Annotated in this window: 15 protein-coding genes; 2 read left to right on the forward strand and 13 right to left on the reverse strand. The window is 47.2% G+C overall.

Features of this window, described 5'->3' with window-relative positions; translation table 11 throughout:
• Window positions 1-31 precede the first annotated feature (31 nt).
• The 9 genes from thrS to ACW5MY_RS13275 form a co-directional block, all read right to left on the reverse strand.
• Window positions 32-1,963 (reverse strand): threonine--tRNA ligase, encoded by a 1,932-nt coding sequence (thrS, locus tag ACW5MY_RS13235; RefSeq protein WP_013353141.1) that lies wholly within the window; start codon window positions 1,961-1,963, stop codon window positions 32-34.
• 409 nt (window positions 1,964-2,372) lie between these two features.
• Window positions 2,373-3,203: a putative sporulation protein YtxC gene (ytxC, locus tag ACW5MY_RS13240; RefSeq protein WP_013353142.1), complete on the reverse strand. Its 831-nt coding sequence runs from the start codon at window positions 3,201-3,203 to the stop codon at window positions 2,373-2,375.
• 65 nt (window positions 3,204-3,268) lie between these two features.
• Window positions 3,269-3,910, reverse strand: a complete 642-nt coding sequence (locus ACW5MY_RS13245) for a TVP38/TMEM64 family protein (protein WP_014470811.1) — start codon at window positions 3,908-3,910, stop codon at window positions 3,269-3,271.
• A 31-nt stretch (window positions 3,911-3,941) separates the two neighbouring features.
• Window positions 3,942-4,877 (reverse strand): primosomal protein DnaI, encoded by a 936-nt coding sequence (gene dnaI / locus ACW5MY_RS13250; protein ID WP_013353144.1) that lies wholly within the window; start codon window positions 4,875-4,877, stop codon window positions 3,942-3,944.
• Between the two features lie 24 nt (window positions 4,878-4,901).
• Window positions 4,902-6,311 (reverse strand): replicative helicase loading/DNA remodeling protein DnaB, encoded by a 1,410-nt coding sequence (gene dnaB / locus ACW5MY_RS13255; protein ID WP_013353145.1) that lies wholly within the window; start codon window positions 6,309-6,311, stop codon window positions 4,902-4,904.
• Between the two features lie 110 nt (window positions 6,312-6,421).
• Window positions 6,422-6,880 carry a transcriptional regulator NrdR gene (nrdR, locus tag ACW5MY_RS13260; RefSeq protein ID WP_003152473.1) on the reverse strand — a complete coding sequence of 153 codons (459 nt, stop codon included), beginning with the start codon at window positions 6,878-6,880 and terminating at the stop codon, window positions 6,422-6,424.
• A gap of 250 nt (window positions 6,881-7,130) precedes the next feature.
• Window positions 7,131-7,511, reverse strand: a complete 381-nt coding sequence (speD, locus tag ACW5MY_RS13265) for an adenosylmethionine decarboxylase (RefSeq protein ID WP_003152471.1) — start codon at window positions 7,509-7,511, stop codon at window positions 7,131-7,133.
• A gap of 237 nt (window positions 7,512-7,748) precedes the next feature.
• Window positions 7,749-8,771, reverse strand: a complete 1,023-nt coding sequence (locus ACW5MY_RS13270) for a glyceraldehyde-3-phosphate dehydrogenase (RefSeq protein ID WP_013353146.1) — start codon at window positions 8,769-8,771, stop codon at window positions 7,749-7,751.
• A gap of 207 nt (window positions 8,772-8,978) precedes the next feature.
• Entirely contained in the window at window positions 8,979-9,365 is a 387-nt protein-coding gene (locus ACW5MY_RS13275) for a winged helix-turn-helix transcriptional regulator (RefSeq protein ID WP_013353147.1), read from the reverse strand.
• 183 nt (window positions 9,366-9,548) lie between these two features.
• On the opposite strand from ACW5MY_RS13275, the gene ACW5MY_RS13280 reads away from it, so the two are divergent.
• Both ACW5MY_RS13280 and ACW5MY_RS13285 read left to right on the forward strand, forming a co-directional pair.
• Window positions 9,549-10,748: an MFS transporter gene (locus ACW5MY_RS13280; protein WP_013353148.1), complete on the forward strand. Its 1,200-nt coding sequence runs from the start codon at window positions 9,549-9,551 to the stop codon at window positions 10,746-10,748.
• A 57-nt stretch (window positions 10,749-10,805) separates the two neighbouring features.
• Window positions 10,806-11,648 carry an aldo/keto reductase gene (locus ACW5MY_RS13285; protein WP_013353149.1) on the forward strand — a complete coding sequence of 281 codons (843 nt, stop codon included), beginning with the start codon at window positions 10,806-10,808 and terminating at the stop codon, window positions 11,646-11,648.
• A 39-nt stretch (window positions 11,649-11,687) separates the two neighbouring features.
• Here the strand turns inward: ACW5MY_RS13285 and coaE are convergent, their stop codons facing one another.
• The 4 genes from coaE to polA all read right to left on the reverse strand — a co-directional run bounded on the left by coaE (window position 11,688) and on the right by polA (window position 16,559).
• Window positions 11,688-12,281 (reverse strand): dephospho-CoA kinase, encoded by a 594-nt coding sequence (coaE, locus tag ACW5MY_RS13290; protein WP_013353150.1) that lies wholly within the window; start codon window positions 12,279-12,281, stop codon window positions 11,688-11,690.
• Window positions 12,282-12,295: 14 nt separating this feature from the next.
• A complete protein-coding gene (gene ytaF / locus ACW5MY_RS13295) occupies window positions 12,296-12,928 on the reverse strand; it encodes a sporulation membrane protein YtaF (RefSeq protein WP_013353151.1) in 633 nt (210 codons plus the stop codon).
• A gap of 136 nt (window positions 12,929-13,064) precedes the next feature.
• A complete protein-coding gene (gene mutM / locus ACW5MY_RS13300; RefSeq protein ID WP_014470812.1) occupies window positions 13,065-13,895 on the reverse strand; it encodes a DNA-formamidopyrimidine glycosylase in 831 nt (276 codons plus the stop codon).
• Window positions 13,896-13,919: 24 nt separating this feature from the next.
• Complete coding sequence (gene polA, locus ACW5MY_RS13305) at window positions 13,920-16,559, reverse strand: DNA polymerase I (protein WP_013353153.1); 2,640 nt, start codon at window positions 16,557-16,559, stop codon at window positions 13,920-13,922.
• Window positions 16,560-16,573 lie beyond the last annotated feature (14 nt).

Here is a 16,573-nt window from a genome sequence, read left to right on the forward strand (position 1 = left end):
ATTCAGAATGGGGTTTTTTTATGTTTCCGGATTATTTTTTCGCTTCGGCTACAGCCTTTTTCACAAAATCGTCCAGTGAAACGGTTTCGGATTTCTGCTCGCCGTATTTCCGGACGTTTACCGCGCCGTTTTCCGCTTCTTGGTCACCGACCACAAGCATGTACGGGATTTTTTGCATTTGGGCTTCACGGATTTTATAGCCGATTTTCTCGTCCCGGCTGTCAAGCTCGACACGCAGGCCTTCACGCTGCAGGCGCTCCTGCACTTTTTTCGCGTAGTCAAGATGCACAGACGGTGATACCGGAATGACTTGGAATTGCACCGGCGCAAGCCATGTCGGAAGAGCGCCTTTGTGCTCTTCGATTAAGAAAGCAACGAAGCGTTCCATCGTTGAAACGACGCCGCGGTGAATAACGACGGGACGGTGCTGTTTGCCGTCTTCCCCGACGTAAGTGAGATCAAAGCGTTCCGGAAGAAGGAAGTCAAGCTGTACGGTTGACAATGTCTCTTCTTTGCCGATCGCCGTTTTTACCTGCACGTCAAGCTTAGGGCCGTAAAACGCCGCTTCGCCTTCCGCTTCATAGTAATCATGGCCGATTTCATCCATTGCCGCCTTCAGCATGGATTGCGCTTTGTTCCACATGTCATCATCATCAAAATATTTTTCCGTATCTTCAGGATCGCGGTAAGACAGGCGGAAAGTGTAATCACTCAGGCCGAAATCTTCGTATACGTCTTGAATCAAACGGACCGTGCGGATGAATTCTTCTTTAATCTGATCAGGGCGGACGAAAATGTGTGCGTCATTTAACGTCATGCCGCGTACGCGCTGAAGACCTGAAAGCGCTCCTGACATTTCATAGCGGTGCATCGTTCCGAGCTCGGCAATGCGGATCGGAAGCTCGCGGTAGCTGTGAATGTCCTGTTTGTAAATCATCATATGGTGAGGACAGTTCATCGGACGAAGGACAAGCGTTTCATTGTCCATTTCCATCGGCGGGAACATGCCGTCCTGATAATGTTCCCAGTGTCCTGATGTTTCGTACAGGTCTTTGCTTCCGAGAACAGGCGTATAGACATGCTCATAGCCGAGGCTCAGCTCTTTATCCACAATGTAGCGCTCGATCACGCGGCGGATCGTCGCGCCTTTCGGCAGCCAGAGCGGCAGGCCTTGTCCGACTTTTTGAGAGTTGGCGAACAATTTTAATTCTTTGCCCAGTTTTCGGTGGTCGCGCTCTTTCGCTTCTTCAAGCATGCGCAAATGCTCTTTCAAGTCATCCTTTTTAAAGAAGGCCGTACCGTAAATGCGCTGAAGCATTTGGTTTTTACTGTCTCCGCGCCAGTACGCGCCTGCAAGGCTGAGCAGTTTAAATTCTTTAATTTTTCCTGTAGACGGCACGTGCACGCCGCGGCAGAGGTCAAAAAACTCGCCCTGCTCATAAATGGAGACCGTTTCGTCTTCAGGGATGGCATCCAGCAGTTCAAGCTTCAGATTATCGCCGATTTCCGCAAACATGGATTTTGCTTCATCACGGCTCACTTCTTTTCGGATGATCGGCAGATTTTCACCGACAATGCGTTTCATTTCTTTTTCAATCTTCGGAAGGTCATCCGGCGTCAGCGCCTGCTCCATTTCAACGTCATAATAAAATCCGTTTTCAATGACGGGACCGACTCCGAATTTCACATCTTTATAAATGCGCTTAATCGCCTGAGCCAATAAATGCGCCGTGCTGTGCCGCATGATGTTCAGGCCTTCTTCTGTGCCTTCTGTAATGATTTCTACGGCACCGTCCTCTTGAATCGGCGTTCTTAAATCAATTTCCTGTCCGTTCAGTTTACCGGCTAAAGACTTTTTCTTTAATCCCGGACTGATGGATGCCGCGATATCTTCTGTTGTTGATCCTTTCGGAAATTCCTTTACCGCTCCGTCCGGAAATGTGATGTTGATCATATCTGACATCTTCGTCACTCCTTTTTTTATACAAATCAAAAACCCCGCCCCCTATGAAAGGGACGAGGTTAAATAAACGGAATCGTGGTTCCACCCTTTTTTCCGCGCGGCCGATTTTTTCGGCACCTGCGGCTCTAAACTCTGTAACGGGAGTTCCCGTCAGCTATTACTGGCGCTTATTCCTGCGTTCACAGCTGAAGTTCAAAGGCGGTAAAGACAATGATCCATAGCTGGAAAGCTTTCAGCCTGGGCTCTCCTCTCTTATAAAGCCGGTATCAATGCTTCATGTCCTTATCAATACGTGTAGCAATCATTAATCTGTTATGTATTATAAAATGTCTGTGAGAAAAATGCAACTCGGTTTTCCGTCTGATTTCGCACAGACAGCCCCGCTGCTGCCGCAAGGCCGTCTGTGCGGCTATCCTTCCGTCTTCTCCGACACAAACGCGCCTAACGGGAAGAGGCGCACCCTCTCCTGAAACACGTTTTGAATCGTTCTTGACATCATATGCTCCGGTTTGTCCGTATACAGTTCCACGGTCTCAGGCGCAATGGAGATCAGCGGCGCAAGCAGATGGGAATCGATATACATCGGGTGCTCCCGCACAAACCGCCTGTCTATGTATTTTTTCTGTTCCCGTTCTGACACATAGCGCAGCTCCCACAGCGTAAAAGCCCGGTCATGTACGATGCGGACTTTCTTCATCCGCGGCGGATTGGATGTCACGTAATCTCTCAGAGACTGGATAAAGTTTTGATATTCCTGTTCCATCCGGTATTCATCTATCGCAGCCTCCGCATATTCCCTGAGCCGCTCATAATACTTGCCGAGCCGGAACGTCTGAAACGAACGCACGGAAAAAACACCCGCATCAAGTGAAATTGTCCGGAGCGCATCTGAAATAAACTGTGTGCGCGGCTCTTTCTTCGGCTCAAACGGATGATCATCAAGCTCTCCTTCCATAATGCTGTGTGCAAGCTGAAGGATTTGCTGCTGTTCATCCTGATCGGTGAAGCAGTATGCGTCCTCTATGAGCGAAAGCATATGCTCGTCTTCTTTACATTCTAAAAAAAACCTGACAAATATCGGCTCAATAAAACGCTGAACGGAAAAAGCCGATTCAGACCTTTCGATTCCGACTTTTTTTATGCCTTCACGGACAATAAAATGTCTCCGGTCGTCCGATTGCTGAATGAGATGTAAAAAAGCAGCGGTATCGTGGTCATCTTCAAAGATCACTTCAAGCATATTTGTCCCCCCTTACGGCATCTGTTACAAGTATATGGGGGATCTTTTTAAAATAGACGTAAAGGTTAGCTTTCACCGCCGAACAAATGGCGCATCTTCTTTTTAAATATGAGGGGAAGCGATAAAAACACGATGTAAAGACAGATCACTCCGAACATGGTCAGCACATTGCCGGACATAAAGCTCGCACCGAGCACATTCAGGACAATCGTTCCCGGAATGATGCCCGCCGCGGTCGCCAAAAGATATGTCATCGGCCTGACTTTCGAAAGGCCCGCGGCATAGCTGATCACATCAAAGTTAACAGGCAGAATGCGAAGGATAAAAATATAAAAGAAGCCATTGGTTTTCATCTGTTTTTGAATGATTTCCATTTTTCCGTGACGGCTTTTTTCTTTAAAGGCAAACAGGCCCGCCGCAAAAAAAGACACGGCAGCAGCGCCCATTGAGCCTGCCAGCGTATACACGGTGCCGAAAAACGGTCCGAACGCCAATCCTCCGGCGACGGAAACGATTGATACGGGAAACAGCACAAAAGGCCTTACGATGGAAATTCCGATAAACACAAGCGGCGCAAAAACACCGAACGATAACACCCAAAGACGGATCTCCTTAGGCGACAGATTCAGATATTTGCGGTTTGCCCACAGCAAAAGGCCCGCTCCCGCCGCAGCCGCAGCCCATGTGACAGCCTTCTTATTCCTCATTCCCTCAAATCCTTCCCATTGGTCGCCGGCACTATGAACGGCGGCGGTTTTCCCCGTCAAGACGGACAGGCGAAGCCAAATATAAAATCCGCTCCATCAATCTTGCCGCTTTGACTTCTTCTTTTTCTCCCCGCTGTGAATAGGTAAAATGATGCTTCAGCTCGTCAGGTGAAAAATTAGACGAGAAGAAAGTAGGAAGCTGCTGGCTCATTCTGTGCTGAAGCACGGTGCCGATGACCTCATCCCTGACCCAGCTTGTCATTGATTCCGCTCCGATGTCATCAAGCATCAGTACGGGCGTCGTTTTTACCATATTCAGTTTCTCCTCCAGCGACTGATCCTGGAGCGAGTTTTTCAGCTCTCTGACAAATTCGGGAACATATACGATCATTGAGGAATACTCTTTTTCCGCAAGCTCATTGGCAATGGCGGCTAAAATAAATGTCTTTCCGATGCCGAATTTTCCGTACAGGTACAGCCCTTTGCCTTTGCCCGTCTCATTATAGCTCTTCAGAAAATCAGTCACATGCTGGAAAATGCCGAGTCTGCTCGGATCGGTAATGTCGATCTGCTGAAAGGTCGCGCCGAGCAGATCTTTCTGGATATACATGCTCTTCATCAGGGATTTTTGTCTTTTCTGGCGGTCGAGCTTTCTCTTTTCCGGACATTCGTAATATTCAATATCAATCGAACGCCCGTTGATCACAAGCTTCGGATGATAGCCTTCAAGCAGACTGTTCGTCTCGTTGTCTTTTGAACAGAAGGCGCACTGCTTGCTTTGCTGAACGTATTCGTACAGTTTATTTAACCCTCTGTCAATCATACTTTGATTGATTACATCATTCTGTTCCTTCAAAAAAGCCTGGACGTCTTTGTCGGCCATGACCTGCTGCTGCATTCGTTCCAGGCGTTTTTGAAAGTCAGGTCTCTTCGTTACGCCTTCTAAGGATCGGCTGATCGGTTCCATTTCATATCACCCCGCTTCTCTGTCTCAATAGGCAGAGTATTTTTTCAGTTTTTTCATTTCTTCCATCATTTTTTTCTTCTGTTCTTCAAGATCCTGTGCGGAAAGAGCCGGCTGTTCAGGCTTATTCCCGTTTTCTTCTTCTTTCATCCAATCAGGGCGTTTTTCTTCCCGGACGGTTTTTTTGCCGCGTGCCGCGCCGTTTGTTTTGCCGTCCGCCCAATCAAGATATTGCCTATGCTCTTCTATTGCGAGCTTCATAGCTTCCCGCACCGTTTTGACTTTCTTTCTGGCCCAGTGGGCGGCGATTTTTTGGATATAGTTTTTGGACAGCTTCATATCCGTTTTCAGCATGACATAATAAATCAGCACATTGGTGACACCGGGCTCAAGTTTCTGTTCGAACATAATATCCGCTATGATCTGCAGGTCGGCTTTTGACGGCTCGGTCCCGTCCGCAATGTCCTGGAGCAGCTTTCTCGGCGAAATGGTCTCAAGCTGTGCAATGAGTTCTGTATTCAATGAATCTTCCTTTTCCGCCTTGTTTTCTCTCAGACGGACAGGCTGTGTTTTATCAATCAATTCCGGGAGCTTCCCGCTTCTTTCAATTTGGTACCAGTCGCTGGCCGCTTTCCTCAGCGCTTCGGCCGTTATCGTATCCTGTTCATTAATTGCCGTCATAACGACGTGCTGCATGGAGATAGGATCTATTCCGTATAAATACGAAAGCTTTTTAATACTCTCCCGCACGTCCTGTGTGATTGATTTGCGCGGTATCATCGTTTCTGATAATCCCGCTAAAAACAGCTCAAAATCAAACACTTCCTCCGTCACCGTATAGGAAGGCGCTTGTCCGACAGACGCCGTCTCATAATCCTCGGGGAGGTTCATCGCTTCTTCCATATCCGGCGTCATCTTCCACTCACTCGGCTGGAAAGAGGCAAAGGCGTGATTAAACGGCCGCGTAATTTCCCTTGCGCCTTCGCCGACGGAAGGATGCGTGTAAAATTGTCTCAGCTGCTGGTATTTCGTTTTACCGACTCTGTTATAAAGAAAGACGTTCAGCATGCCGTCTTCAAAAAATTCATTCGGTCTGAGCGGGGGCAGCAGCTCATAAATAAACATCCGCTCCTTTTGCTCGGACTCGCGGATATACACTTTCAGCAGACCGATTCCTTCAAGCTTTCCCTGTTCATGATGAATCTTTTTTAAATTTGACTGCATCATACCCATCAGCTGTCTGTGCGTGGATTCCGATCCCCACAAACGGTTCTGCTCAAGCTCCCCCCATAAGGTCATATACAGGGAGAATGCAAAAGAACCGATCAGCGGCTGGTACAGATGTGTCAAAACCTGTCTGTCGACATCCTGAAGAAGCGAACGGCTTTTGACCGTATAAGGATCTACAGGCAATACGTCATTCCAATAGTCAGCCATGATTCTCAAACCTTCCGATATGTTTCTACTCTCATTTTACACCGTTTCCGCAATCTATCAAATGCCAATTTTGCTCATGAGAAAAGAGCCAGACACAATCTCTTAGCTCTTTAGCGTTCTTTCTTTATTAAATCTTTCAATTCATCGATAAACACGTTTATATCCTTAAACTGCCGGTAGACGGAGGCAAAGCGGACATAAGACACCTCATCGATTTTCGCCAGGCGGTCCATCACCATTTCTCCGACGAGTTCGCTTTTGACTTCAGATACGCCTTGGTTTCGCAGCTCTTTTTCAATGTCAAAGCACATGTCTTCCAGTGTTTTTAAAGGAACGGGTCTTTTTTCACAAGCTTTAATTAACCCGCGCAGCATTTTTTCACGGCTGAATTCTTCCCGGACGCCTTCTTTTTTCACGACGATCAGAGGCATCTCTTCAAACTTCTCAAATGTAGTGAAGCGGTAATGGCAGGCTTCGCATTCCCGCCTTCTGCGGATTGATTTCCCTTCGTCCGCAGGCCGTGAATCAAGTACGCGGGAACCGTTATGCTGGCATGAAGGACATTTCAAATTGGATCAGCTCCCATCTGTTTCGTTGCTGTAATGCGGTTCGCAAGCTTCCGGTAAATGCCCGCCAACGTTTCTAGGATGAGCCTATTGTGTTGGGAGAGCCGATAGACCGGCCTTATCTTTCTCTATTTTACAAAAAAAATGCTTAAAGAAAAAGCAATGCTGTTTTTTTACATTAGAAAAGGAGCATCAGCCTCAAAGCGCGTAATGGCTTTTTCAGCTTAGCTCCCTTGTGTGTGCGTTTTGAAAATTACAGTACTTTCGCTTGTGCCTGTTTAATCTGTACAGGCCCCATTCCTCTCGGTATTTCAATGTTTTCTCTTGTATCTGCATGTAATGCGTCCGCAATGTAATCAGCAGCCACATTAGGATCCAGGTCTCCACAAGTATAAACATCAATGCTTGCATATCCGTGTTCAGGAAAACTGTGAATCGTTAAATGTGACTCAGAAATAATAACGACTCCGCTTACGCCTTGCGGTGCAAATTTGTGAAATGCGACCTCGCGCACCTCAGCTCCTGATTTCAAAGCAGCATTTACAAACGTTTTTTCAATAAAATCCATGTCATTGAGCTTATCAAAATCGCATCCCCACAGCTCGGAGATGACGTGACGCCCCATTGTTTCCATAATCATGGACCCCCCTTAACAAGAATTAAAAAAGTGAATTTCCGAGAACTGACCCGGCTATTTACCACGGGGGAAAGTTAGTCCGGAGAGGTCCTAACCCTTTAAGTAATTCCGAAGCAGTCACGAGCAAGAAGTTCACGAAAGATAGTATACTGTGTTTAAGTTTATTTTGCAAGAAGTGTTTTTTGCGAATATGCCGTTAAGGGTTTTTTCTAACAAATGTCCATGATCTTTATTCTACACAGCTGACGGGTGTTTCATTCGCGCGGCCACGTGACGGATAAGATCAACGACCCGGCAGGAATATCCCCATTCATTGTCATACCAGGCGAGCACCTTTACTTTTCGGTCTTCCATCACCATTGTTGTCAGTCCGTCAATGATCGCGGAATGTGAATTCGTATTATAATCCGAAGACACGAGCGGCTCATCCGAATAATCAAGAATTCCGTACATTGACGTCTTTGCGGCTCTTTGGAAAGCGGCATTCACTTGCTCGGCCGACACATCTGTTTTCAGATCGCAGACGAGGTCCACTAATGACACATTGGGAACGGGAACCCGTAAAGCAAGGCCGTGAAGTTTTCCTTTCAGATGAGGGAGCACGAGCGACAGCGCTTTTGCGGCGCCTGTAGAAGTCGGAATGATGGATTCTCCGCACGCTCTCGCCCGCCTCAGATCTTTATGCGGGTTGTCGATATTTTTTTGGTCATTCGTATAAGCGTGAACAGTCGTCATCAGGCCGCTTTCAATTCCGAATTCCTGATCGAGCACTTTGACAACCGGCGCGAGACAGTTTGTCGTGCAGGATGCATTTGAAATAATGACATGTTCATCCGGATTGAATTGCTCTTCATTGACTCCCATGACAATGGTAACGTCTTCATTTTTGCCCGGAGCGGTTAAAATGACCTTCTTCGCCCCTGCTTCAATATGGCTCATGGCTTTTTCTTTTGAATTAAATTTTCCCGTTGCCTCTACGACGATGTCTATTCCGCACTCTTTCCACGGAAGCTCTCTCGGATCCCGCCGATTGAACAGCATAATATGTTTACCGTTGACGATCAGACTGTCTTCGGCGGCCTCGACTTCTTGATCGTATCTGCCGTGGATTGTGTCATACTTTATCAAATGAGCAAGCGTTTCCGGGGGATAGCTTGCATTAATGGCTGTTATTTGAATTTGATCATCTTCCATTGCTTTTCTGAACACCATTCTTCCGATTCTTCCAAACCCGTTGATTGCTACTTTTACCTTCATGCTCAGGTCACCCCTTTTTAATATGCCACTCTAATTAATTTTTAATTATATATAGCATAACACATTAAAAGAAATCCGCCAGTACAACTTGATAAAAATCCACCCTTATACCGATCAATATGTTGTTCAATCGGTTTTTTTGCATATAAAATGATCTTTTTTCCATAAAAAAAGCAGGATCAGCGTCTCATCCTGCCTGCTTTTTTCTTATATTTGTTCCGGATCTTTAAATTTGTCATTTAAAATGCTGTCCTCTAAAACGGAAGACACCTCGCCGTACCGTTTAGAAATATGCATCGCGCCCCAGTCGCACAGCGCGTTTAAAATTCTTTCCAGACTGTGCCCGTATTCACTCAGCTCGTATTCGACTTTCGGCGGCACCTGATTGTACACGATCCGGTTGATGACGCCGTCTGCTTCCAGTTCCCGCAATTGCTGTGTCAGCATCTTCTGGGTAATCTCCGGCATAAGCCGCTTCAATTCACTTGTCCGCTTTTTCCCGCGCATGAGGTGGCAGAGGATCACACACTTCCATTTTCCGCCGATCACTTCAAGCGTCGCCTCTACGGATATATTGTATTTTTTCTTCAGCAACGGTAATTCCTCCTCATCTATAGGAACTAAAAAGTGCCTATGGCACTTAAAAGTACGTTCTTTTCAATGACGCTTCTATCAATCATAATGACATTTGCCGGATGAAAAGGGATGTACTCTTATACTTATATCGTTTACCCGGCATCATTTCAACCATACATTATCGACCAAGGAGGAAAACAGATGTCTTCACATCGCCAAAGCTATTTACCAGCGCTGCTGGCATTAGCCGTCAGCGCTTTTGCGATCGGCACAACCGAATTTATCAGCGTCGGATTGCTGCCGCTTATATCTCAGGATCTGCATATACCCGTGACAACGGCGGGCCTTACCGTTTCCATGTATGCTCTCGGCGTGACATTCGGCGCGCCGGTTTTAACTTCTCTCACATCCGGCATGTCGCGGAAAACGCTGCTGCTCTGGGTCATGTTGATTTTTATCGCCGGAAATATACTCGCGGCGAGCGCGTCTTCAATCGGAATCTTATTGACAGCGCGGGTCATTACGGCGTTTTCCCACGGCATTTTCATGTCAATCGGGGCAACAATCGCCGCCAGTATCGTACCGGAACATAAAAGAGCAAGCGCGATTTCCATTATGTTTACGGGGCTGACGGTGGCTACGGTGACCGGCGTTCCGTTCGGCACCTATCTCGGCCAGCAATTCGGCTGGAGGATTGCGTTTGCCGTCATTGTCACGGTAGGAATCATTGCCTTCCTTACAAATGCGCTTCTCGTTCCGTCAAATTTGCGTAAAGGGACGAAGACCGCGTTTTCCGAGCAGGTAAAACTCGTCACGAACGGACGGTTATTGCTTTTATTTATGATTACGGCGTTAGGCTACGGCGGAACGTTTGTCGTGTTTACGTATTTATCCCCGCTTCTTCAGGAAGTAACCGGCTTTCAGAAAGAAACCGTCGCAGCCGTCCTGCTTGTTTACGGAATTGCAATCGCCATCGGAAATATGATTGGCGGCCGATTATCAAATCGAAATCCGCTGAAAGCATTGCTTTACATGTTCATTGTCCAGGCAGCTGTGCTGTTTGTCTTGACTTTTACCGCGCCGTTTAAAACAGCCGGGCTGATCACCATTATTTTAATGGGGCTGTTGGCGTTTATGAATGTGCCGGGACTGCAGGTATATATTGTGATGCTCAGTGAACGTTTTGCCCCAAGCGCCGTTGATACAGCATCAGCATTAAACATCGCGGCATTTAATGCCGGAATCGCGATCGGCTCGTTTGCCGGCGGAGTCATTACAGACTCAATCGGGATCATTCATACCGCTTGGATCGGGGCGCTCATGGTGCTCAGCGCGGTCGTGTTAACCGGATGGAGCAGGAAGCTTGAAAAGCGGGATCACATCATCCCTGAAAGGAGGTGAGTTTTTCTTCAGGCATTTTGATCTTTTCAACAAACAAATAATTGGAGGAACATATACATGACAACACATTTACAAGCAAAAGCAACATTGCATAACGGAGTAAAAATGCCTTGGTTTGGCATCGGGGTGTTCAAAGTGGAGGAAGGCGCAGAACTCGTCAATGCGGTGAAAACGGCATTGGTGCACGGCTATCGCAGTGTTGATACCGCCGCGATTTACGGTAATGAAGAGGGTGTCGGTGAAGGCATCCGCCAAGGATTGCAAGAAGCGGGATTAAAACGTGAAGACATTTTTGTCACGTCAAAAGTATGGAATGCCGATTTAGGATATGAAGAAACGTTAAAAGCGTTTGACATGAGCTTAGAGAAACTCGGTTTAGACTATTTAGATTTATATTTGATCCATTGGCCTGTCGAAGGAAAGTACATTGATGCGTGGCGGGCGCTCGAAACCCTCTACCGCAATGGACGCATTAAAGCGATCGGGGTCAGCAATTTCCAAATTCACCATCTGAAACATCTTATGAAAGAAACGGATATTAAGCCGATGATCAACCAGGTGGAATACCACCCGCGCCTGACACAGAAAGAACTGCAGGCATTCTGCGCCGAACAAGGCATTCAGCTTGAAGCGTGGTCGCCATTGATGCAAGGCCAGCTGCTTGATCATCCCGTCTTACAGGAGATCGCTCAGAAGTACGGCAAATCAGCGGCTCAAGTGATTTTGCGCTGGGATTTGCAAAACGGTGTCATTACCATTCCGAAATCAACTAAAAAACACCGTATTGAAGAAAATGCAAATGTCTTTGATTTCGAACTGTCAGCTGAAGATATGAAACGGATTGATGATCTGAACGAAAATCTCCGTGTCGGTCCGGACCCTGACAATTTTGATTTTTAATCCAGAAAAACACCGTTCGGCTTCCCGAACGGTGTTTGTTTATGCCCAGCTGCTCAATATTTCCTCCAGCTGATGCTTTGTATGTTCAAGACTGCCGCTGTTATCAATGACGGCGTCAGCTTTTTTTGTTTTGTCCGCTAAAGGCATCTGCGACGTTATCCGGCTCATCGCTTCTTCTTCTGTAAGAGAATTCCGCTCCATCAGCCGTTTGAGCTGTATGTCTGCCGGTACGGTGACGACGAGCACTTTGCCGACAAGATAGTCAAGCCCGCTCTCATACAAAAGCGGTATATCTAAAACGACGAACTGCTCTTTTCGCGCAACAGCCTCATCCCGCTGTTTCATCATTTCCGCACGCACCGCCGGATGAACGATCTGATTCAGCGTCAGACGCTTCTGTTCGTCCGTAAAAACGATGGCACCGAGTTTTTTTCTGTCAATCCCGCCGTTTTCCAGCAGGATTTCTTTTCCGAACGCTTCAACGATCTGTCCGTAAGCCGGCTTTCCTTTTTCCACCGCCTGTTTTGCGATGACATCCGCATCAATGACTGTAATCTTTTTGTCGATCAGCATGCGCGCTACTGTGCTTTTGCCGCTGGCGATGCCTCCCGTTAAACCGATGACCAAGCTCAAAAAGCCCACTCCTTCTACATTTTCCAAATCCCGATGATAATCAGCAGGACTCCCGGCAAAAATGTCATTTTATCTATCCAATTCCATCTTGAAAAGAAATGCCCCGCGTTTATGCCGAGTGAAACAAACAGCGAGCTCATCACCCCGACGGTCACGCTCATCATAACCGGAGAAAAGCCGAGAATGGCTGCTCCCATGCCGGCGCCAAACGCGTCGATTGATAAGGCGATACCGAGCAAAAGCGCCTCGACTCCGTTAATGGTTCCGGATTGATCAATATCAGCGCTGGTCGGCTTTTTCAAAATGTGAATCACGATGCCGAGCGATTTCACTTCAAGATTAAGTAACGTTTTTTCATGCAATAAGTAATCCGGCTCTTTAGCCGGTTTAAAAAATTGATAGATGACCCATGCCCCGATTCCGATTAAGATCAGCCCGCCCAGTTTCTCCGTGACGGATACGGGAAAAATCTTTGTCAGAAAATGGCCGATCAGCATGGATATAAACATCACAGAGGCTGAACAGCAAGCGATCACGGCAATCGCTTTGAACGGGATTTTCATTTTTCTCAATCCGTACGTAAACCCGACTGAAAAACTGTCCAAGCTGACAGCAAAAGCCAAAAGCAGCAAAGAAACAATCTCCATATCCGTTTCTCCCTTTCTCTTGATCGGCAATTGTGACAAATGCCTATTGGGTGAATCACAATATATATATGGAGAAAGGTCATCAACTGTGTTAGAAAAAAGTCATTCTTCCGGCGTCCGCTTGAACAGCTTCAGTTTATGATTTTTTTTGGCATCGGGCGCAGAAATGCGTACCTCTTCCGCCGACCACGATTTTAGAAATCATCGTGCCGCACGTCTTGCACGGCTCATCTTTTTTGCCGTATACGTAATGTCTGAGCTGAAACATTCCGATCTCTCCTTGGGAATTGATATAAGACCGGACGGTGCTCCCGCCCGCGTCAATCGCTTCCTGAAGGGTGTCTTTAATTTCTGTATGGAGCTTTTTTATCTGCCCGTCTGACAGACTGTTCGCTTTTGTCTCAGGATGAATCCCCGCCCGGAATAAAGCTTCATCGACATAAATGTTGCCGAGGCCGACGACCGCTTTTTGATCGAGCAGAGCGGTTTTCACCGCGCGGTTCGTTTTGGCGAGCCGCTCTTTTAAATAGGCGGCGGTAAATGCTTCATCGTCAGGCTCAGGCCCGAGCTGTGAAAGCGGTAATGCAGTCAGTTCCTCTCCCGGCGCAAATAAATGCATCGTGCCGAATTTCCGGACGTCCCGGTAGCGGAGCTGTGTTCCGTCCGTCATGTTAAATACGACGTGCACATGTTTATCGTCAGGCTCATCGGCCTGGTGAAGACCGTATTTCCCCTCCATCCGGAGATGGGAGACCATGACATAATGATCCAGATGGAAAAGCAAAAACTTTCCCCTTCTCCCGATGGATCGGATTGTTTCTCCTGCAATCTGCCGCGCGAATTCCTCCGGCTCGGCGGGTTTTTTGATGATATTCGGCCATCTGATGTCGGCCGATTCAATCGTTTTCCCTTTCACAAGACCGGTCAGAGTGCGCCGGACCGTTTCAACTTCTGGTAGTTCCGGCACAATCATCACTTCCTTTTTTTCTGTTTATTTTGCATCGTACCAAGACGGGCCTGAAGCATAATCCGCCTTTAACGGCACGTCTAAATCCAAAGCATGTTCCATCACTTCAGGAACCAGCTTCTCTAATATTTTAATTTCTTCCTTAGGCGCTTCAAAAATCAATTCATCGTGCACCTGCAGCAGCAGTCTTGCCTTCAGATTTTTCTCTTTCAGCTCAGCTGCCATATCAATCATGGCTTTTTTAATAATATCGGCGGCGCTGCCCTGAATCGGCGTATTCATGGCCGTGCGTTCCGCAAAGCTCCGCAGGTTGAAGTTGCGGCTGGTCAGCTCAGGGATATAACGGCGGCGCTGCATGAGTGTCGTAACATATCCTTTTTGCTTCGCTTCCTGCACCGATTCTTCCATATACGCCTTGACACCCGGGAAGCTCTCCAGGTAGCGGTCAATAAAAGCGCCCGCTTCTTTCCGGGTAATGCCGAGGTTTTGCGACAGACCGTAATCACTGATGCCGTAAACGATGCCGAAATTGACAGCCTTTGCCTGGCGGCGCATCGCTTGTGTCACTTCATCTTCACTGACATGAAACACATCCATTGCGGTTTTTGTATGAATATCCATGTCATTCGTAAACGCCTCAATCAGATTTTCATCTTTAGAAATGTGCGCAAGCACCCTCAATTCAATTTGTGAGTAGTCGGCGGCAAAAATAAGCCAGTCCGGTTCTGACGGAACGAAAGCCTGACGGATTTTGCGCCCTTCCTCCAGCCGGATCGGAATGTTTTGCAGGTTCGGATCCGTTGAGCTGAGGCGCCCGGTTTGAGTCAATGCCTGATTGAATCGTGTATGCACCTTATGAGAATCCTTGCGCGTGACTTTCAGCAGCCCTTCTATATAGGTCGATTGAAGTTTGCCGATTTGTCTGTATTGCAGAATATAAGCGACGATATCATGTTTGTCGGCAAGCTTCTCCAGCACATCGGCTGAAGTGGAATAGCCTGTTTTTGTTTTCTTCACTACCGGCAGGCCGAGCTTGTCAAACAAAATGACGCCGAGCTGTTTTGGTGAATTGATGTTAAACGGTTCACCGGCGATGTCATGGATTTTTTCTTCATATTCTTTCAGTTTCGCGCGGAGCTCTTCACCCATTCGCTTCAGTCTTTCAACATCCACTTTAACGCCCATAGATTCCATTTCTCCGAGAATCAGCGCAAGCGGGAGTTCGAGATCTTCATACAGTTCAAGCTGATTATTTTCTTTGAGCGCGTGCAGCAGCTTATCCCGGAGGCTGTTAACGGCAGCCGCTTTTCGCGCGAGATGGTCGGCAAGCTCTTTTTCAGCCGGAACGGCGTGCTTTGCGCCCTTTCCGTAAACCGCTTCGTCTTTGGAAACGATATTCAGCCCGTATTCTTTCGCAACGCTCGCGACATCGTCGTACGAATTGCCCGGGTTAATAATGTAGGCCGCGAGAAGCGCGTCAAATTCCGTTCCCTTCAGCTCAATTCCCTGCCAGCGCAGAGCGACGACGGAGCGTTTACTGTCAAACACCCACTTTTTCTTCGACTCATCTTCAGCCCAGGATTTAAACGCTTCGGACTGAATGGCTGTTTCTTTCGGAATATAATAAAGGCCTGTTTCATTCACGATGGAAAAGCCGAGAATCGGTTCTTCATGATAGTTATCACCGATTTGTTCGACGACTAAAGCGGACGGCGAAACGAGCATGTCTTCGGTGATTTCTTCAACCGTTTCAACATCGATGTCCTCAAAGTCTTCTTCCGCAGTTTCTCCGCTTTCTTCACCGAGCCGTTCAAGAAGCGTGTTAAAACCGAGGTCTTTAAATATGGCGACAACTTGTTCACGGTCAAACCCTTGATAATCTAAATCTTCGAGCTTGACTTCAATCGGCGCATTTGTCATAATCGTCGCCAGCTCTTTGCTCATCAAGGCTTGTTCTTTATATTCCCCGAGCTTTTCTTTTAATTTTTTTCCGCTGACTTCATCAATTGAATCAAGCAGTTTCTCAACGGAATGGAACTGCTTTAAGAGCTTAATCGCGGTTTTTTCTCCCACGCCGGGAACGCCCGGTATGTTATCGGATGAATCCCCCATTAATCCCTTCATATCAATAATTTGCAGAGGTGTCAGACCATACTTTTCTTCGACGTGCTCCGGCGTGTAATCTTCCACGTCGGTAATGCCTTTTCTCGTAATGGCAACGGTCGTTTTTCCGGTGGCAAGCTGCGTTAAGTCTTTGTCTCCGGAAAATACCTTTACTTCGAAGCCGTCTTTTTCAGCAGATACGGCAAGCGTGCCGATAATATCATCCGCTTCGTATTCAGGAAGCTCATAGCGGCTGATGTTGTATGCATCAAGGAGCTCGCGGATGAACGGCATCTGTTCTGAAAGCTCCGGCGGCGTTTTTTGTCTTCCGCCTTTATATTCTTTAAACGTGCTGTGGCGGAAAGTCGTTTTTCCCGCGTCAAAAGCCACCAGCATGTGGGTCGGTTTTTCATCCTCCAGCATTTTCATTAAAATCATAGCAAAGCCGTATACGGCATTTGTATGAATGCCTTTTTCATTGCTTAAAAGCGGCAATGCAAAAAACGCCCGGTACGCCAGACTGTTTCCGTCGACAAGCACTAATTTTTTTCGTTCCGTCATTCAATATCCTCCTA

This window comes from Bacillus sp. Bwzl_19, from assembly GCF_054900515.1.